This window comes from Acidimicrobiales bacterium (genome assembly GCA_022452035.1).
Taxonomy (GTDB): Bacteria; Actinomycetota; Acidimicrobiia; order Acidimicrobiales; family MedAcidi-G1; genus UBA9410.
In genome coordinates this window covers 23,346-42,637 of record JAKURV010000018.1, presented here as the reverse complement: position 1 = coordinate 42,637, position 19,292 = coordinate 23,346, and the positions used below count along the sequence as shown (strand labels likewise).

General features: G+C 67.6%; 12 protein-coding genes and 1 riboswitch. Of the genes, 4 read left to right on the top strand and 8 right to left on the bottom strand.

Annotated elements, in window-relative coordinates:
• Nucleotides 1–5: 5 nt before the first annotated feature.
• Entirely contained in the window at nt 6–677 is a 672-nt protein-coding gene (locus MK181_07630) for an ABC transporter substrate-binding protein (protein ID MCH2419671.1), read from the bottom strand.
• Between the two features lie 225 nt (nt 678–902).
• On the opposite strand from MK181_07630, the gene MK181_07625 reads away from it, so the two are divergent.
• Entirely contained in the window at nt 903–2,495 is a 1,593-nt protein-coding gene (locus tag MK181_07625) for an AMP-binding protein (protein ID MCH2419670.1), read from the top strand.
• A gap of 5 nt (nt 2,496–2,500) precedes the next feature.
• Here MK181_07625 and MK181_07620 read toward each other — a convergent pair whose 3' ends face one another.
• The 4 genes from MK181_07620 to MK181_07605 form a co-directional block, all read right to left on the bottom strand.
• A complete protein-coding gene (locus tag MK181_07620; GenBank protein MCH2419669.1) occupies nt 2,501–3,493 on the bottom strand; it encodes an ABC transporter ATP-binding protein in 993 nt (330 codons plus the stop codon).
• A complete protein-coding gene (locus MK181_07615) occupies nt 3,490–5,106 on the bottom strand; it encodes an iron ABC transporter permease (GenBank protein ID MCH2419668.1) in 1,617 nt (538 codons plus the stop codon). Before MK181_07615 ends, MK181_07620 begins: the two co-directional genes overlap by 4 nt.
• Nucleotides 5,107–5,139: 33 nt before the next feature.
• Nucleotides 5,140–6,231 (bottom strand): thiamine ABC transporter substrate-binding protein, encoded by a 1,092-nt coding sequence (locus tag MK181_07610; GenBank protein ID MCH2419667.1) that lies wholly within the window; start codon nt 6,229–6,231, stop codon nt 5,140–5,142.
• Between the two features lie 5 nt (nt 6,232–6,236).
• Nucleotides 6,237–6,345, bottom strand: a riboswitch (TPP riboswitch).
• 66 nt (nt 6,346–6,411) lie between these two features.
• Complete coding sequence (locus MK181_07605; GenBank protein ID MCH2419666.1) at nt 6,412–8,949, bottom strand: glycoside hydrolase family 3 C-terminal domain-containing protein; 2,538 nt, start codon at nt 8,947–8,949, stop codon at nt 6,412–6,414.
• Between the two features lie 116 nt (nt 8,950–9,065).
• Here MK181_07605 and MK181_07600 point away from each other — a divergent pair, with 116 nt between their 5' ends.
• Complete coding sequence (locus MK181_07600; GenBank protein MCH2419665.1) at nt 9,066–10,802, top strand: amidohydrolase family protein; 1,737 nt, start codon at nt 9,066–9,068, stop codon at nt 10,800–10,802.
• Nucleotides 10,803–10,812: 10 nt separating this feature from the next.
• On the opposite strand, the gene fusA is transcribed toward MK181_07600, so the two are convergent.
• The gene (fusA, locus tag MK181_07595) at nt 10,813–12,864 is read right to left on the bottom strand and encodes an elongation factor G (GenBank protein MCH2419664.1); all 2,052 of its coding nucleotides are present in this window, start codon (nt 12,862–12,864) and stop codon (nt 10,813–10,815) included.
• A 292-nt stretch (nt 12,865–13,156) separates the two neighbouring features.
• Here fusA and MK181_07590 point away from each other — a divergent pair, with 292 nt between their 5' ends.
• Both MK181_07590 and MK181_07585 read left to right on the top strand, forming a co-directional pair.
• On the top strand, nt 13,157–14,791 hold the full coding sequence (locus MK181_07590) for a hypothetical protein (protein ID MCH2419663.1): 1,635 nt from the start codon (nt 13,157–13,159) through the stop codon (nt 14,789–14,791).
• Between the two features lie 52 nt (nt 14,792–14,843).
• The gene (locus MK181_07585; protein ID MCH2419662.1) at nt 14,844–17,048 is read left to right on the top strand and encodes an acyltransferase family protein; all 2,205 of its coding nucleotides are present in this window, start codon (nt 14,844–14,846) and stop codon (nt 17,046–17,048) included.
• Between the two features lie 9 nt (nt 17,049–17,057).
• On the opposite strand, the gene MK181_07580 is transcribed toward MK181_07585, so the two are convergent.
• Complete coding sequence (locus tag MK181_07580; GenBank protein ID MCH2419661.1) at nt 17,058–17,882, bottom strand: HDIG domain-containing protein; 825 nt, start codon at nt 17,880–17,882, stop codon at nt 17,058–17,060.
• A gap of 61 nt (nt 17,883–17,943) precedes the next feature.
• Nucleotides 17,944–19,191: an amidohydrolase gene (locus tag MK181_07575; GenBank protein MCH2419660.1), complete on the bottom strand. Its 1,248-nt coding sequence runs from the start codon at nt 19,189–19,191 to the stop codon at nt 17,944–17,946.
• Between the last annotated feature and the right edge of the window lie 101 nt (nt 19,192–19,292).

Here is a 19,292-nt window from a genome sequence, read left to right as displayed (position 1 = left end):
CGCCATCATGGATGGCCGCCGCCGACGTCACACCAAGCACCTCGATAGCAAAACCAGCCGCCGCAGCGCCCGTACAGGTCGTTGTGCGCTGTGCGGTAGTAGCCCGGGTAGTTGTTCGAACCTGCCGTGCCGGCCAGGTCACTGGTCAACGACGGGCTGGTGTTCGAACCCGAGATCATCACCATGTTGGCCTCAGAGATCAACGGAGCCGCAGCAGCCGCCGCACCCGAACAACTCGTGCCAATCACACCGACAACCTGCTCGTCAGCCACGATCGTCTGGGCAGCCGCCTGGCCACCATCAGCTGAGCACAAGTCATCAAGACCAGTACCCATCGACACGTCATGGCCACCAATGGACCCGTAATCAGCAATGGCCATCTCGACGCCGCGCTGGTTCGGGATACCCAAGAACGCCACATCGCCAGAAATGGCGTTCAGCGAACGAATCTGAATGTCCTCGCCGGAACCCACCTCAACGGTGCCCAACGAACCATCACCAAGATGGTCAGCAACCGTGCCGACCTCCTCGGGAGCCGGAGCAGCCGTAGTAGCCGGAGCAGCCGTAGTAGCCGCCGGAGCAGCCGTCGTAGCCGCCGGAGCAGCCGTCGTGGTCTCGGCCTCATCGGAGCCACAGGCTCCTGCCATAAGCGCGAAAGCCGCCAAAAGTAGGGTCAACCTGCGCAGTCGAGTCCTCATGGAACAGTTCCCCTCGTAGTCAAAACACCGTTATTTCGAGATGATTGGGATGGTTCCCACATCTCGTAATTCGGAACCGTAGACCCGAACTTCCTACCGATGCGAGTCCGGGAGACCAAGGTGTACGTAACTGGATGCGTGCCGAACCAATGGCTTATGACACAGGCAGCTGAGCCAAACCGATCGGTCCTAGCCTCGTCTTTTGTGCCTCACCCACGACCCGCTGTGGACCACCAGGGCTTGGTGGACCGCCCCACTCCCTCCCCCTTTCCGGAGGGGCCGTCCACGGTGGCCGCCTGCCTCGACCGGGGGCTGGTTGAGCACCCTGACCGGGAGGCTCTCGTGTGGGGTGACCTCTCCCTGACCTACGCCGAGTTGGACCGGCGGGTGACGGCAGCGGCCGGTGGTCTGGCCGCCCTCGGTATCCAGTCGGGTGACCGGGTCGCCTTGTCGCTTCCCAACGTCTCGGCTGTCGTTGAGGCGTTCCTGGCTGTCCAACGTCTGGGGGCCGTCTGGCTGGGCATCAACACCAACCTGGCTCCGCCGGAGGCCCGGTGGATGCTGGAGGACACCGGGGCCTCCCTGTTCATCGCCAGTCCCGAACAGACCGTCGCCTCCGATGATCTCCAAACGCTCACTGTCGATCCCGGCGACGGGTCTGGTACGTGGGCCGACCTGGTGGCCGCCGGTCAGCCCCCTCCGACTGTCGACGTGGACCCCCACGCCCCGGCGGCTATCGCCTACACCTCGGGGACCACGGGACGCCCCAAGGGTGCCGTGCACTCCCAACACAACCTGCTGTGGCCGGGCATCTCCAGCCGTACCTCGGCACCAGCCCGGGACGACGAACGGCACGGCACGGTGCTCGCTCTCACCATCTTGAACATTCTCGTCCTGGGACCACTGTGGTCGTACCTCCGGGGCACCACAGCCGTCCTGTTGGACCGATCCGATCCCGTGGGTCTGGCCACCGACATCCGGGAACAGCGCATCAACCGGATCACCCTGGTACCTACCCTGGCCCACGACCTGGTGGCCCACCCTGGGGTAGCAGGTGACGACCTGGCCCCTCTGTCCCAGACCATCATCGGTGCCGGCCACTCTCCTCCGGCGCTGCGGGCCGCCTGGCGGGAGAAGTTCGGCACCCCGGCCACCATCGGCTACGGCCTGACCGAGGCCCCGTCCGGGGTGACCCGGGAACGTGCGGACTTCCCGACCCGGTCCGACGGCGCCGGTTACCCCCTCGACCCGGTCCGTGTGGTGATCGTCGATGACGACGACCGGGAGATCCCCTCGGACGAAACGGGTGAGGTTTGTATCGCTCCGGCCGACCACGGGCCCTGGGCCGGCTCGTGGACCCCGATGCTCGGCTACTGGAACCGGGGCGAGGCCACCGCGGAGGCTCTGCGGGGCGCGATGCTCCACACCGGTGACCTCGGTTTCCTGGATGGCGGCCAGTTGGTGGTCCGGGGCCGACGGACCGAGATGATCCTGCGGGGCGGGGCCAACGTTTACCCGGCTGAAGTGGAGAGGGTGCTGCTGGACCACCCGGGGGTGCGGGAGGCCTCCGTCCTCGGGGTACCTGACGACCGCCTGGGCGAGGCCGTCGTGGCCGCCCTGGTCGCCACCGACGACGTCGACCCGGACACGCTGCCTGAAGCCGTAGTCGCCTTCTGTCGGGAACATCTCGCCCACTACAAGGTGCCATCCCGGATGTTGGTGCTCGACGGCCTTCCCCGAAACGCCCTGGGCAAGGTGGTCAAGACCGACCTGGCCCCCCATTTTGACGGGGCTTGAGCGGCCTACCCGGCCAGGGGCACGACCGCCCCGTCAGCCAGGACCAACTCCACCCGGTCACCAACGACGGTCGGCCCGTCCCACCAGGCCCGGATGGCGACGCCTGCCACGTCCAGGTCAAGGAGGGTCCGCCCACCCCGGATCGAGGTACGCCGGACCTCGCCCACCAGCCCACCGGCCGGAGGTGCGGGTCGGACAACTAGGCGGTCGCCGCGGACCAGCACAGTGCCTGGCCCGTCGCCCAGGCGACCCAGGGCACACCCACCGTCGCCATCCAGGTCGACGAGATTCTCGTGGCCTAGGCACCGGGCGGCATGCACCGACCGCGGATCGGCCCACACCTCGGCCGGTGTCCCCACTCGGACCAGGCGGCCACCCCCCATCACGGCGATCCGGTCGGCCAGGGCAAAGGCCTCGTCGTGGTCGTGGGTGACGTGGACCACGGCCTGGCCTAGGCGCCGTAGCAGCGTTCCCAGCTCGGCGGTGAGCCGCTCCCGAAGGGCCCGGTCCAGGGAGCCCAGCGGTTCGTCGAGCATCAGCAGTCGGGGCCCGGCGGCCAGTGACCGGGCCAACGCCACCCGCTGGGCCTCCCCGCCCGACAGGGTGTCGACCCGGCGGTCGCCGAAGCCCGGAAGGCCCACCAGATCCAGCACCCGCCGCACCCGGTGGGCTCGCTGGTCGGCGGGCATCCCGGCTACCCGCAGGCCGAACTCCACGTTGCCGGCTACGTCGCGGTGAGGGAACAGGGCGTGGTCTTGGAACATGAGGCCCATGCCCCGCTGGTGGGTGGCCGCAACGGTCAGGTCCTCGTCACCCCACCAGACCCGTCCCGCCGAGGGACGCTCCAGGCCAGCGATGGCCCGGAGCAGGGTGCTCTTGCCGCATCCCGACGGTCCCAACAACACCACCACTTCGCCCTCGGCCACCTCGAGGTCAATGCCGTCCAGCACCAGCACACTGTCGAAGGCCAGCGTCAGGCCCTCCACTCGGAGGCTCACAGGTCCCCCCGAACGCTGCCCCGACGTCCCCAACCTTCGATGACCAGCACTGAGGCGGCGGTCAGGACCATGAGCACCACGGCCAGTGCCATGGCTTGGCCCCGCAGGGTCTCCCCGGGTGTACCCAAGAGGCGGAAGAGGGCCAGCGGGGCAGTCAACCGGTCGGGGTTGCGGGGCAGGAACGAGGTGGCCCCGAACTCCCCCAGCGAAACGGCGAACGAGAACCCGGCCCCCACGGCCAGGGCCCGGGCGGCGATTGGAAGGTCCACTTCGCGCCGGACCCGGGCCGGTGAGGCCCCCAACGTCGCGGCGGCCTCCCGGAGTCGACTGTCGATTCCCCGCAAGGTCGGCACCACGGTCCGCATCACGAACGGCACACCGACCAGGGCGTGGGCCACCGGCACCAGCCACCGCGACGACCGTAGGTCCAGGGGCGGCTCGTCTAGGGCGATCAGCATGCCGAACCCCAGGGTGACCGCCGAGGCGCCCAGCGGCAGCATCATCCCCAAGTCGAAGACCCGGGACGCGGCCCGCCGGCCGTGGACCACGACCAGTGAGGCCAGGCCTCCGACCAAGACGGCCAGGCCAGTGGCCACCACTGCGAACAGCAGCGAGTTTTGTAACGCTTCGATCGCCGAGACGGGAAGCAGGTTGACCCGGTCGGCCAGGGCGGCGTAGTTGCTCAGCGACCAGCCACCGTCGGTGGCCAGCGACCGCTCGACCAGTACAGCGACCGGCAGACCGAGCACCGCTCCCAGCAGGCCCAGGTTCCCGGCCAGCAGCCGGGCCTCGGCCCGGGGAACCTTTCGGTGGACCGGCCGCTGGCCGACGGCTCGCTGCCGCTGGAGACGGTTGGCCACCACGACCATGGCCAAGACGGCGGCCAACTGAACCACAGCCAGGGCCGTCGCGGAGGTCAGGTCGCCTCTGAACACAGCGTGGCGCCACACCTCGGTCTCCAGGGTGGCCCGGGTCGGCCCGCCGAGGATCAAGATCACCCCGAACGAGGTGAAACAGAATAGGAACACAATCGACGAGGCAGCGGCGATCGACGGCCAGAGCCGGGGCAGGGTGACCCACCGGAAGGCCTGCCACGGCGTGGCCCCCAGGACCCGGGCCTGCTCTTCTGGTCGGTGGTCGAGGCCCTCCCAGAAGCCGCCGACAGTGCGCAACACCACGGCCACGTTGAAGAAGACGTGGGCGACCAGGATGGCCCACACGGTGCGGGTCGCCCGGAACGGGCCGTCGACCAAGCCGAAGCGGTCGAACAGGGCCAGAAAGGCTCCGCCAACTACCACGGTGGGCAGGACGAACGGCACGGTGGTGGCCGCCCGGAACAGCGCCCGGCCCCGAAACCGGCGCCGGGCCAGCAGGTGGGCACCGGGCAGGGCCACGACCACGGTGAGCAGGGTGGACACCGTGGCCTGCCAAACCGTGAACCACGCCACCCCCCGGAACGAGGCCCGCCCTGGAAGGCCGAGGAGCCCGTCTAGGCCGTCGGCCCCCAGTCCCCGGACCAGAATCGTCCCCACCGGATACAAGAAGAAGACTCCCAGGAAGGCGCCAGGCACGACGACGCACAACACCCGCGCCGCCCATCGGACCGGGCCCACGTCAGCCCACCCTTCCTGATCGGCGCCACGGACTCAGCGCAGAACGATCTCGGTCCACCGCTCGGTCCAGGTGTTGCGATTGGCCTCAATCTCGGCCGGGTCCAGTACGTGCGGATCGTCAGCCAACTCCACGAAGTCCACGAAAGCCGGCGGCAGGATGGCTGTCGACAGGGCCGGGAACACGAACATGTTCAGCGGAATGTCCTCCTGGAAGGTGGGCGACAGGAGGAAGTCGACCAGCATCTCAGCTGCGAGCCGGTTCGGCGTTCCGGCCAGGATCCCGGCGAACTCGACCTGGCGGAAGCAGGTGTCGGTAACCACCCCGGTGGGCGGGGTATCGACCGGCGGGTCGGCATAGATCACCTCGGCGGGCGGGCTGGACGCGTAGCTGACCACGATCGGTCGGTTCCCACCTCCGGACACAAACTCGCCGTAGTAGGCGTCCTCCCAGCCAGCTGTCACCACCACGCCGTTGTCGCGGAGGGCAGCCCAGTAGTCCTCCCAACCGTCGCCGAACTCGGCAATGGTGGCCAATAAGAAGGCCAGCCCGGGAGACGAGGTCTCCGGGTTCTGGACCACCAACTGGTCGGCATAGGCCGGGTCGGCCAAGTCGGCCAGCGTGGAGGGCGCAAGATGGCCATCGTCGAAGCGGTCGATCCAGTAGTTGACGCACACGTCGCCGAAGTCGATCGGCGTGACCCGGTGCGACGGGTCGAGTTGTAAAGCGGTCGGTACGTCGGCCAAGGCCGGCGACCGGTAGGACTCGAAGAGGTCGGCGTCCAGCGCACGTTGGAGGAAGGTGTTGTCGACACCGAACATCACATCGCCCATCGGGTCGCCGGCGGTGAGAATGGCCGTCGAAACCATCTGACCGGTGTCACCGGCCGTCCGGAGGACGACCTCGATACCGGTCCCGGCCGTGAAAGCAGCCAACGTTCCCTCCGAGACCCAGAACGAGTCGTGGGTAACCAAGGTGACCGGGCCGATGGGCGACAGTTCAGCCGACCCATCACCAGAGCTGAGCGGCACCGACGTGATGGGGTCGGTCCCCCCACAGGCTGATCCGACCAGGACGGCCAGCACCAGGAACCCCGAGCCGAAGGCGGAGGATCGGGCACGGACCATGGGCTCTCCCTTCGCCGGCATTACCCGGAGCAGGTTCTGGTCGGGTCGACAGCGCCCCCGTCGATGGCGACGGTCGCTGCCCTCTCAGCCCGGCATCAGGCCCGAGCTCCCCGGCTGGTTGTCGTCCTCGAGACTACCGGTCAACCGGTGCGGCGTGGAAGGCCCGAAAGGTACAAAAGCTCACCGTAGATCGAGCGGAATAATGGCCCGGATGTCGGCCGACGACGGTCCGATATGTAGTTCGCAGGACCCCGGATCAATGTGCCAGCCGGGCTCGTCGCGGGAAGCCACCCCCTGACCGGCGGCCACGGGGGACTTCGACGAACGTTGGGAGTACCCGGGATCCCCGGGGTCCCAGTAGGCGAAGGCACGGTGGCCAAGTACGACGACGACGTCCGTGGACTCCCCCGGTTCCAGGCGCACCTTTGCAAAGCCCTGCAACTCCCTCACCGGTCGGGTTAAGCGCGGAGCTAGGGGAGCCACGTAGCACTGCACGACCTCGGAGCCCGCCCGGTCGCCGACGTTGGTCACCGGCACGGTGACCAACAGGGTGGCCCCCGACTCCAAATCGGCCACGGTCGGGACCTCACCCAGCGAGGGCTCCCCCCAGGAGAACTCCGTGTAGCCCAGACCGTGACCAAACGGGAAGGCCACCGGCAAGTCTCGTGCGTCATACCAGCGGTAGCCGGTGAACAACCCCTCGCCGTAGACCACCCGACCGTTCTCGCCCGGATAGTGGAGAAAGGCCGGCGTGTCCTGCAAGCGATGGGGCACCGTGGTGGGCAAGCGACCCGACGGCTCGTCGTCCCCGACCAGAACGTCCACCAGGGCGTCGGCCATCTCCTGGCCTCCGAACCACGTCTGGAGCACAGCAGGCGCAACATCTGCCCAATCGCTGGTAACCACAGATCCCGCGTTAACGACGACCACGGTGTCCGAGTTCGCCGCACACACCCGCCGGATCAACTCAGGTTGATCACCGGGCAGGTCCATCGACTCCCGATCCCGGCCCTCAGTCTCCCAGTCATGGTTGGTGCCAACCACGAGCACGACAACGTCGGCCTCGGTCGCTGCCGCCACGGCCCGGTCCATGAGGTCGTCCGGCGAGGGCGTCCGCACGCCAACTTTGGCGCCGCTTATGAACGCCGCCCCCTCCGACGTCCACTCGACGGTCACCTCGACAGGTCGACCGGCGACCATAGGGACGGCGGCGTCCGCCTCAACGCTCCCCATCCCGAAGAACTCCTCACCAAGTGGCATGGGTTGAGCGATCCCATCAACCACCACCTGGCCGTCCACCAGCAGTCGGGCCCGCCCGGCCTGCACCAGCGTGAGGGCGTGGTTACCGTCGACCGCAGGGGTAAACGTGGTGGTTGCCCGGAATGAGAAGGACCGCAGGTCGGACACTCCAGGGACCCGGTCGAAGTGGAGGATCCGACCATCCCGGAAGGTTGAGGTTCCCACCTCGGGGCCCGTCCAGTCGGTGGAGTCGAAGTAGACCACGTCGAATCCCCGCTGACCGTCGGACCGTTCAGTGGTCCGTCCGCCCAGCGGCTGGGCCGACCTGTCGGTAACAACCCCGGGTTCGTAACGGATCTCCAGGCGTTCCCCCAAGCGGTCGACCAGGGCATCAAGGGGTGAGGTCTCATGCTGGGCAACCAGGGCTGACGAACCACCTCCCATGATCATCGCCGCCGCGGCGTTCGGGCCGATCACCGCCAGGTTGCTCAAACGGTCGACCTCAAGTGGGAGTAGCTGGTCGTTCTTCAACAGGACCATGGCCTCAGCGGCAGCCCGCCGAGCCAGCAGCCGGTGAGCCAGTTCGTTCAACTCCTCCTCTTCCCGTAAGTGAGGCTCTTCAAAGGCTCGGGTCCGCTCGGCCAGGAGGAGTAGCCGCCGGGCCGCTCTATCCAATGCCAACTCGGGGACCTCACCAGCCTCGACTGCCTCGACGAGCCGCTCTCCGTACCAATGCGGCGGTCCGGGCATCTCGAGGTCCAGCCCTGCAGTAACCGAGGGGCCAGTCGACCTGGTGCCGAACCAGTCCGACACCACGATCCCGTCGAAACTCCACTCGCCCCGGAGGACGGTGTCCAGCATCCACCTGTTCTCGGCCGCGTACGTCCCGTTGACCCGGTTGTAGGAGGCCATGACACCCCATGCGCCGCCTTCAGCGACCGCCATCTGGAATGGACGCATCGAAACCTCCCGCAGGGTCCGCTCATCCACCTCCGAGGAGATCGTCGTGCGCTCGAACTCGGAGTCGTTAGCAACGAAGTGCTTGACCGTGGTCCCAACGCCACCGGCCTGCACACCGCGGATGAAGCCGACGGCAATCCGACCGGTCAGAAACGGGTCCTCCGACATGCACTCGAAGTTCCGCCCCCCTAGCGGGGTTCGGTGCAGGTTGACAGTCGGGGCCAGCAACACGTGACATCCGCGGGCCCGGGTTTCCGCGGCCAGTACTCCACCCAGTTCCTCGACCAACTCCGGATTCCAGGTGGCCCCCAACGCCGTACCGCAGGGAATACAGACCGACGGCGTGCCCGTACCCAACATGCCGGTCCCTCTGGCACCGTTCGGACCATCGGTGACCTTCAGCGACGGAATGCCCAGGCGATCCACCGGCTGCACCGACCAAAGGTCACGCCCCCCCATCAGCGCCACCTTCTCCGCCAACGTCAGGTCCACCAGCAGCCTGTCGATCCTCTCGCCCATCGGAGGATCCTCGTCCACGGGTCGCCCGGCTGGCGACCCGCGGGACCGTTCATCGGGGACCGAAAACCTGACGCTCCGTCAGGTATCGATACCGGCCCACCGCTAGCCTCGCCCCCATGTACGACCTAATCATCCGCGGTGGCACGGTGATCGACGGCTCGGGCGAACCGGGGTTCCGGGCCGACGTGGCCGTCACCGACGGCCGCATCGCGGCGGTGGGCCACCTGGCTGAAGCCGAGGCCGTCGAGACGGTCGATGCCGCCGACCGGATCGTGTGCCCCGGCTTCGTCGACCCCCACACCCACTACGACGCCCAACTCTTCTGGGACCCGTACGCCACGCCGTCGTCCCATCACGGAATCACCAGCATGGTCATGGGCAACTGCGGCTTCAGCATCGCCCCCCTGGGCGACGACTCGGACGCCGCCTACCTGGCCGCCATGCTGGTCAAGGTGGAGGGCATGTCCCCCGACGCCCTGTCGGCAGGTGTGGACTGGAACTGGCGCTCCTTCGGCAGCTTCCTGGACCGCTTCGAGGGGAACCTGGGCGTGAACGTGGCCGGAATGGTTGGCCACAGCGCCATCCGCCGGACGGTCATGAAGGACGATGCCGTCAGCCGGGAGGCCACCCCCGACGAGCTGGCCCAGATGACGAGCCTCCTGGCCGAATCGCTGGAAGCCGGCGGCCTGGGCTTCTCAACCAGTCGCTCGTTCACCCACACCGACGGCGACGGGCTCCCTGTCCCGTCCCGCACAGCGGCCGTCGACGAGGTGGTCGCCCTGAGCGCCGTGTGCGCCGATCACCCGGGCACCACTCTGGAGTGGGTGGCCGACGGATGCCTGAACGGCTTCAGCGATGACGAGGTCGACCTGATGTCCCGTATGTCGCTGGCCGGCCGACGACCAGTCAACTGGAACGTGTTGACCATCGACGCCGCCCGACCGGACGACTACCGGAACCAGTTGGCGGCCTGCGACCGGGTGGCAGAGACCGGAGGAAGGGCCATGGCCCTGACCATGCCCATCCTCGTGGGCATGAACATGCACTTTCACACGTTCTGCGCCCTCTACTCACTGCCCGACTGGGGCGACGTGATGAACCTCCCCCACGGCGAGAAGATGGCAGCTCTGGCCGACCCCGAGACCCGCCGTTTTCTCGAGGAACGGGCCGCCTCACCGGACGCCGGGGTGTTCTCGCGACTGACCGGGTGGGGCCTGTACCGCATCGGCGATACGCACTCGGTCGAAAACGAGGGTCTCAAGGGACACCTGGTCGGTGACATTGCCCGCCAGCGCGGTCAGCGGGACTTCTACACGCTGCTGGACATCGTGCTCGCCGACGACCTGCAGACCGTCCTGTGGCCAGGGCCCACCGACGACGACCCGGCCAGCTGGATCATGCGCCAGGCAGCCTGGGACCACGACCACGTAATGATCGGTGGCTCGGACGCCGGTGCCCACCTCGACCGCATGGCCGGCGCCAGTTACACCACCCAGTGGCTGGCCGATTGCCTTCGGGGTCGGCAGCTGGCCTCGGTGGAAGCCGCAGTGGCCCACATGACCGACGTGCCGGCCCGCTTTTTCGGGCTCCGCGAAAGGGGCCGGATTGTGGAGGGATGGCACGCCGACCTGGTGATTTTTGACCCACGGGCCGTCGGAGCCGGTGAGTTCCACCTGCGGCACGACCTGCCGGGCGACAGCTCGCGTCTCTACGCCGAGGCCCACGGGGTCGACCGGGTCTACGTCAACGGCACCTGCACCGTGGAGGCGTCCACGCCGACGGGGTCGCTGCCCGGACGGGTTCTGCGCTCTGGGATCGACACCGAGACGGTGTCCATCCCGGCCGACGCCTAGACCTGCCCGATCAGCGCTCGGGAGGCGCCGGGACAGAAACCCCGGCCGGAACCTGGGCGTAGTGGTCGTGCCGAATCGTGAACCGGCCCCGACCTCCCGTAATGGAGCGCAGATCGATCGAGTAGCGCATCATCTCGGCCTCGGGAACCATGGCGATGATCACCTGGTCGCCCCACATGTCCATGTCCGAGCCCTGCACCGTCGCCCGACGCGACGACAGGTCACCCATGACGTCTCCCAGGCAGTCCGACGGGATGGTCACCTCGACGGCTGAAACGGGCTCCAGCACCACCGGACGGGCCCCGCCTAGCGCCTCCTGGAAGGCCAGGCGGCCAGCCATCTTGAAACTCATCTCGGAGGAATCGACGGCATGGTGCTTGCCGTCGAACACGGCAGCCCGTACGTCGACCACCGGGTAGCCCGAGGAGCCCCCGTGGGCCATGGCGTCGACGATGCCAGCTTCTACGGCGGGGATGAACTGCCGGGGGATCACTCCGCCCCTCACCTCGTCGGTGAACTCAAAACCCGACCCGGCGGGCAGTGGCTCGATCCGGATCGACGCGACACCGAACTGCCCGTGGCCGCCGCTCTGCTTCTTGTACTTGCCTTCGGCACTGAAGGTGCCGGTGATGGTCTCCCGGTAAGCCACCCGGGCGTCCTCTTTGTCGACCTGGACGCCGAACTTACGTTCCAGGCGGGCCACCACGTTGCGCAGGTGAGTCTCTCCCAACCCGCCCAGCAGTGTCTGGCGAGTCTCGTCGTTGCGGGTGACCGTCAGCACCGGGTCCTCCTCGACCAGGCGGTGCAGGGCATTAGCCAGCTTGTCCTCGTCGTTACGGTTCCTCGCCGAGACGGCCACCGACAGCACAGGCGACGGGAAGCCGATGGGGGGCGCGGCGGCGCGGCCCCCGGCTGAGAGCGTGTCTCCAGTCAGGGTCCCGTGGAGCTTGGCCACCGCTCCGATGTCACCGGCCGGCAGCGCATCCACGTTGAGCGACTCGCCACCCTGCAGGGTCATCACGTTCCGGAACCGCTCGTTGTCGCCAGTCCGACCATTGGACAGGTGGAGGTCGCGGTTCACCGTGCCGGTCAAGACCCGGAAGTAGGAAACGTGGCCCAGATAGGGGTCGACAGCGGTCTTGAAGACCTGGACCAGGGTGTCGGCCGACGGGTCGGGGACCACCTCGACCTCTGTCCCGCCCACAGTCACCGGGACGGCGGGCCGGTCCATCGGCGACGGCCCAACCTCAACGATGTAGTTGCAGAGGCGGTCCACAGCGATGGGGATAGTGGCTGACCCGCAGACCACCGGAAACACTGTGCCGTCGGCCACGCCCCGCCCCAGCACCTTCTCCAACTCCTCGAGAGACGGGACGTCGCCGTCCAGGAACCGCTCCAGCAGGTCGTCGTCAGCCACCACGATGTTCTCGATCAGCGAATCGTGGACCTGGTGCTCGCGCTCCTTCATCTCCTCCGGGATCTCGCCCAACTCGGCATGACCACTGTCGTAGATCCAGGCCGTATCGGTGAGGAGGTCAGCGATGCCGTGAAACGACTCGGCCTCGCCGATCGGGATCTCTAGGGGGGCGACACCGGCCCCGAAGGCGTCCTGCAACTCGGCGAGGACCCGTTCGAAGCTCGTGTACTCCCGGTCCAGCTTGTTCACAAATACCAGGCGCGGCAACCGGCGGACAGAAGCCTGACGCCACAGGTCCACCGTGGCGTGGTCAAGACCACTAGAGGCATCCACTACGAAGACGGCCAGGTCGGCGACCGCCATGGCACCCACCGCCTCGCCGGCGAAGTCGAACGTTCCGGGCGTATCCAGGAGGTTGACCTTGTGGTCATGCCATTCCAGGGTGGCCAGCGCAGTGGTCAGTGAGTGCCCGGCCTCCTTCTCCTCCGGCTCGTGGTCGCAGACGGTCGACCCGTCCTCCACCCGTCCCACCCGCTTGAGGGCTCCAGCCCGGTAGAGCATCGCCTCAGCCAGGGATGTCTTGCCTGACCCGGGCGGCCCAACCAGGGCCACGTTGCGGATCCGGTCCGGCGCGAAAGCCTTCACGGCACACCTCCTCCGCCGCCGGGTCGCTCGGTGGCTCGCCGTCGGCTCCGTCCTACGTGGGTCCGTGACGGTACCCGCCGACCGCATGCACCGCCAAAGACGGGGTCCTGACTCGGGTAAACAACTTGTAGGGCCACCCCCGTTTCACCCAGATCTCACTGTCTCACTCCGAACATTCACCGGTGGCTGACCTGGAAACTGGGCTGCTGGAGACTGAGCCCGGTCAACTTGGCCTGACCGGGCTCCGGGACCGGTCCGGTCGTCGACCCAGCGGTTCGTAGACTCGCCAGCCATGGAGGTCGCCGGGCGCCGGAACATCCCGCGGCCGCGGTGGTCGGCCCTCCCGTGGACCGAAGCGGCCTCACTGCTCGTACCGGCCATCGCCGTAGCAATACCGCTGGCCCGAATGTTCGGAACTGGCGCCACCTCCATGGAGGAGGCCAACGCCCTGGTGGTGGGAGCTGGAATCCTTGACGGTCGCCTCCCTCACGCCGACGTCGAGTACCTCTATGCCCCGGGTACGGCATGGACGGTAGCCAGCGCCTTCTGGCTGCTGGGCACGTCGGTAGCCGTGGAGCGAGTAGTCGGCCTGGCCTACCGGCTCGCGTTCCTATGGGGTATCCACCGGCTGTGCCGCCACTGGGGCCGGGGGACAGCGACCTGTGCCACGTTGGCCTCATGGGCAGTCATCGTCCCGTTTGGGCTGGTGGCCTACCCGTGGATCGCCGGCTTGGGCCTGCTGATCGCCGGTACAGCCCTAGTTCTTGAGGGCGACGACGGACGACGGGCCTCCGTGGGAGCCGGACTGTGCGGCCTGGCCGCCTTCCACCAGGTGGTCCTGATTCCGGCGGCCTTAGTGGTCGTTGTCCCAGCCTTCTTAGCCGCCGACCCCGAGCGGAGAGCCCGGCTGGGGACGGGAGCCGTAGCCGGCCTCTCACCGTTCTTGCTCCACCTCGTGCTGGTCGGACCCCGGGCCATGTTCGAAGGCATGGTGATCGATCCAGTTTTCCGCCTCCGGGCCGGACGACAGCTCCCCGTGCCCCCCGACCCGTCGGACAGCGGCGACTTTTTCGCCCGGCTGGACGACCTGGTCCGCGGGCCGGAAAGCCTGCCCGGACTGGACCGACCGGCCCAGATAGCGGCGTTGTTCTGGCTGCTTATCGTCGGAACCCTGGTGCTAGTCGTGGTGGCCCGGCGTTGGCGGGGGTCAGGTAGGACCCGGATAGGCGTTCTAGTGGCCCTGTCGGTGGCACTGCTGCCCATGGCACTACAACGCCCCAGCCCCAACCACCTCAAATTCGTGGGCACGTTCACCGTAGCCATCGCCGTGGTAGCCCTAGCCGTTCCCATGGGACGACGGCTAGGCAGCCGAACCCGGGTCCTGGCACCACCGATAGCCCTGTTGGTGGTGCTCGGTGGGCTAGTCGCCGTGGCCCCCCACCACATCGGCCGGTTCACCGCTCAGGCCTTCACCGACCGGCCCTTTGACGGGGCCACGACCACCGTGGTCCACGACGGGCGAATCCTGCCCCTGGGCAGGGCCACAGCCGACGTGGCTACCGAGGTGGACACTGTGGTGTCGATGGCAGATGCCCTAACCCGACCCGGCGACCGGATCTTCGTGGGCCCGGCGGACCTGTCGCGCACCAACTACGGCGACACCTTCCTCTACTTCCTGCTCCCCGACCTGGTCCCAGCCAGCCGCCACCTGGAAATGAATCCAGGGTTGGCCAACCGTCATGGCGGCGGGTTGGCCGCCTCACTGGCCTCAGCCGACCTGCTGGTCCTCACCGACCGGTTCGACGGCTGGACGGAGCCCAACAACTCCACCAGACCCGGCGACCCCACCCCGGGCGCCGTTGTGGACGAGCGGTTCTGCGACGTGGGCGGAACCCGCACCTGGCGCCTACTAACACCGTGTCAGTGACGACAACCGCGGCCATCGGTCGCCACGACGGCTCCCGGTAGGTTCCGACACCATGGCCGACCAGGCGCGCCCCCGCTTCTCCTACATTCCCGGCCTCGACGGCATCCGAGGGATCTGGGTGGTCGTCGGCCCGCTGCTGTACCACGCGGCTACCGACACAGTCTCCGGCGGGATCCTAGGCATCGACCTGTTCTTCACCCTGTCCAGCTTCCTGATCATCTCCATCGCCCTGAACGAGTTCGAGGCCACCGGGCGGATCGACCTGAAGGCCTATGCGGGACGCCGGGCCCGGCGCCTCCTGCCCGCCCTGTTCCTGGCCCTGGGAATGCTGACCCTGTACCTGGTGCTGGTGGTCCCGCCCAGCGAGATAGCCCGCTGGACCGGCGCGATCTTCTCGACCCTCACCTACAGCGCCAACTGGTACGAGATCTTCTCCGACACCTCCTACTTCGAGGACTTCCACCACTCGCCGCTCCGCCACGTCTGGTCGTTCTCGATCGAGGAGCAGTTCTACATCTTCGCCCCGCTCTACCTGATTACTGTGCTGACCCTTTTCCGGCGACGGGCCAACCTGGCCCTGCTGGTCACCATGGTGGCCGGCACCATCCTCTCTACATGGTGGATGAGCCACCTGTACCCAGGACACGGTGATCCCTCCCGCGTGTACTACGGAACTGACACCCGGGCCCATTCGCTGTTCGCCGGCATTATTTTGGCCGTTGCCGTCCGCATGTACGGGCCGGTCCGGACCCGGGCCGGCCAGCTGGTGTGGGTGGTCGGGGCCTACGGGGCGACGATCTTCTTCTCGTGGGCCATCTTCGAGATCTCCGAACGCGACGCCTGGATGTTCGAATACGGGGGCTTCCTGCTAGTGGCCGCCGTCTCGTGCCTGATGATCTACGGGGTGGCTCAGCCCGGTGAACGGGCCTGGCACAGCCGGCTACCCAGTGCCCTGTCGGCCGACGACGCCCCATGGGCCAGCCGGCTGGTCTGCGGCGCCCTCTACGCCGGGCTCTTCACGGCCGGTTGGGCGGTGGTCAGCGTGGCCCGGGGCAACGCCCCGTTCGACCACTGGCCCTACCTCCTGGGCGTGGGGATCGGGTGGTTCTGCTACGGCGTGGACCGGCCAACAGTCGGTCCGCTGCACTGGTTCCTCGAGTCCAGACTCATCCGCTGGGTGGGAAAGATCAGCTACGGCCTCTACCTGTACCACTGGCCGATCTACCTGCTGGTCACCCCGACCCGGGCGGCTCGCCTCGTGCCCGGCGTGTCGGTTATCGAAGGCAACAACCTGATCTGGCTGCACCTAGCCCTCACCTTCGCTCTGGCCGCGGCCAGCTTCTATCTGGTGGAACAGCCGGTCATGCGACGGCGGTTCCCGCTACTCGACCGACCGATTTCGGCGATAAGCGGCACAGCGGCCGGAGCCACGGCCGTCGTCCTAATCCTGGTGGGGTTGTTGTGGGTCAATACCCGGCCGGCCGAGGCCGGGGCGTTCGCCCCGTCGACCAGCCCGTGTACCGAGCAGGGGTTGCTGCCGCCGCCGTCCGACGAACGGGTCCGGGTCCTGGTGGTCGGCGACTCGGTGGCCCTCCAGATCGGAGAGGCCCTGTGCGGGTGGGCCGTGGACAACCCGGGACGCATGGTGGTCTTGAACGAGGCCCACCTGGGGTGCATCGTGGGTCGCCACGGCCTTAAGCGGATCCCCGAGGGCGACGAAGGGCCAGTGGGTGAGCTCTGCTCGGCGTGGAACGACCCCGTCCCCACCCACGTGATGCTGGACCCCGAGGTGGTCTCGTGGCCATCAGCCGTTAAGGCCTTCCGTCCTGACGTGGTGATGGGCCACGTGACGGCCTGGGACGTGACTGACCGGCTGGTCCCGTCGCTTGGCGAGGACTGGGTATGGATCGGTGTCCCCGCCTACGACGAGTACATCTCGGCCGAGTACCGGCTGGCTAGTGAGGTGCTGGGTTCGACCGGTGCGCACGTGTACTGGCTGGAGGGAGCCCACATTCGGCGTGAGATCCGCCCTCAAAACCACCCCGACCGGATCGACGCCCTTAACGCGTTGGTCCGGGAGGCCACGGCGGACCTCCGGTACGTGACGACCGTGCCCTACCGAGACTTCATCGGGGCCAACGGCACGGAGCAGGAACGCGAGATGCGAAACGACGGCGTGCACCTGTCCGACGCCGGGATGTCGCAGGTGGGCGACTGGCTAGTGGACAAGGTGTTCTTCGAAACGTCTGGCAACTGACCAGTGGACTTAGGCCTGGTCGGCCCACCAAGCGTCGAGGCGGGCCTCTAGGTCTGGGCGCTGCAGGTCGCCCTGGGTCCGTTTGACCTCCAGCAAGAAGGCCAGAGCCCGGCCGACGTCGCGACCTGGTCCTATGCCCAGGTGGGCCATCACGTCGGCACCGTCTAGGCCCGGACGCTCGGCAGCCCGTCGGGCCTCCTCAGCCAGTTCGGCGATTCGGTGCTCCAGGTCGTCCATAGCGGCCTGGATGCCCGCCGCCTTCTCCCGGTTACGGGTCGTGCAGTCGCAGCGGATCAGGTGATTGAGGCGGCCGAGCAACGGCCCGGCGTCCCGGGCGTACCGCCGAACCGCGGCGTCCGACCAGCCATCGGCGTAACCCTTGAAGCGACCGGACAACCGGACCAGCTCGGCCACGTCGTCCACCAACATCTCGTCGTAGCCCATGGCGACCAGGCGCCGTCGGGTCATGCGGGCTCCCACCGCCTCATGGTGGCGGAAGGTCACGCCGCCGTGCTCGAAGGAGCGGGTGCGGGGCTTGGCGATGTCGTGAAACAGGGCGGCCAGACGCACCGTCATCTCGGGCTCAGTCTTGCCCACCACGGCGATCGTGTGGCTGAGGACGTCCTTATGCCGGTGGATGGGATCTTGTTCCATCCGCAGAGCCAGCAGTTCGGGGACCAGGTGGTCCATCTCGCCGGAGTCCACTGAGGCCCAGATACCAGGCGCGCAGTCCGGCTCCAGCAGGAGGGCCGACAGGCGCTCGCCGGCCCCCGGGTCTACCTCGTCTAACGGGCCGGTGGCCGGCTGGGTATCGGTCGCCGCTGTCTCGGCCATGGAGGCAGTCTACGGACCTCGTCCCGTTGGCCTTGGGCCGTGGCGGGCGACCGACCGGAAGTCAGACCGTCGGGCAGGGCTCGATGTCGAGGCTGAGCATGCGGGCCGCGTTACCCCGCACGATCTTCCACACCACGTCGGCCGGAAGGTGGCCCATCATCTCCTCGGCCACCTGCTTCGTGTGGGGCCAAGTGGTGTCGGTGTGGGGGTAGTCGGTCTCAAAGGTGATGTTGTCGACCCCGACCTCGTCCAGCGACCGCAGTCCGTGGTTGTCGCGAAAGAAGCAACCGTAGATCTGGCGGTAGTAGTAGGTGGAGGGGGGCTCGGGGATGGTGTCGGCCACGCCCCCCCACGCCCGGTGCTCCTTCCACACGTCGTCAGCCCGTTCCAGGATGTAGGGGATCCAGCCGATCTGGCCCTCGCTATAGGCCAGGGTGAGCTCCGGGAAGCGAACCAGCACCCCGGAGAACAGGAAGTCGCTCATCGAGGCGATGGCGTTGTTGAAGCTGAGCGATGCGGCCACGGCTGGTGGGGCGTCGGGCGAGGCAGCCGGCATCTTCGAGGACGAGCCAATGTGCATGTTGACGGTAGTCCGGGTGTCCTGACAGGCGGCGAAGAAGGGGTCCCAGTAGCCAGTGTGGATGGAGGGCAGCCCGAGGTTGGGGGCGATCTCGGAGAAGCACACGGCATGACAGCCCCGTTCGGCGTTACGACGCACCTCGTCGGCGGCCAGCCCGGCGTCCCACAGCGGGATGATGATGAGGGGGATAAGGGCCCCGTCTGAGTCGCCGCACCACTCCTCGATCATGAAGTCGTTGTAGGCGCGCACACACGCCAACCCGAGGTCCCGGTCGGTGGCCTCGTAAAACGTCTGGCCACAGAACCGGGGCAGCGTGGGAAAGGACAGCGACGCCTCGACGTGGTTGGCCTGCATATCGGCCACCCGGGCCGTCGGGTCGTAGCAGCCGGGTCGCATCTCGTCGTAGGTAATAGGCGCCATGGTCATCTCGTCGCGCTCAAAACCCACGGCCGCCACGTGCCGCTTGTTGGGGTGGACCAGGTCTTCGTAGAACCAGATGTCGCACCACGGGGCGTCGGGCGTGTCCAGCTCGTACTCGTACATCTTCGCCCCGCCAACCCACTTCATCTCGCCCAGTCGACGCCGTTCGACCCGAGGGCCGCGGTCGCGGTACCGGGCAGGAAGCCATTCCTGCCACAGGTGGGGCGGCTCCACGATGTGGTCATCGACGCTAATGATCGGGGGGATCTCGGTGCGGGCCCCGGAGGGTGCGGGTTGGGCGATCGTCATGCCAGTCGAGTTCCCCAAAGTTTCTGACGCACCGTCAGATCTTAGGCCGCATCCGCTTCGTCCAGCCATTCCGAGGCAAAGTTGGGCCGGATGGGGCCCCG

Excerpts from the sequence above, each read along its gene's own strand:
- MK181_07610 (MCH2419667.1), bottom strand. The coding sequence starts at position 6,231 with ATGGTCCGTGCCCGATCCTCCGCCTTCGGCTCGGGGTTCCTGGTGCTG.
- MK181_07605 (MCH2419666.1), bottom strand. The coding sequence starts at position 8,949 with ATGGGCGAGAGGATCGACAGGCTGCTGGTGGACCTGACGTTGGCGGAG.
- MK181_07600 (MCH2419665.1), top strand. The coding sequence starts at position 9,066 with ATGTACGACCTAATCATCCGCGGTGGCACGGTGATCGACGGCTCGGGC.
- MK181_07590 (MCH2419663.1), top strand. The coding sequence starts at position 13,157 with ATGGAGGTCGCCGGGCGCCGGAACATCCCGCGGCCGCGGTGGTCGGCC.
- MK181_07585 (MCH2419662.1), top strand. The coding sequence starts at position 14,844 with ATGGCCGACCAGGCGCGCCCCCGCTTCTCCTACATTCCCGGCCTCGAC.
- MK181_07580 (MCH2419661.1), bottom strand. The coding sequence starts at position 17,882 with ATGGCCGAGACAGCGGCGACCGATACCCAGCCGGCCACCGGCCCGTTA.
- MK181_07575 (MCH2419660.1), bottom strand. The coding sequence starts at position 19,191 with ATGACGATCGCCCAACCCGCACCCTCCGGGGCCCGCACCGAGATCCCC.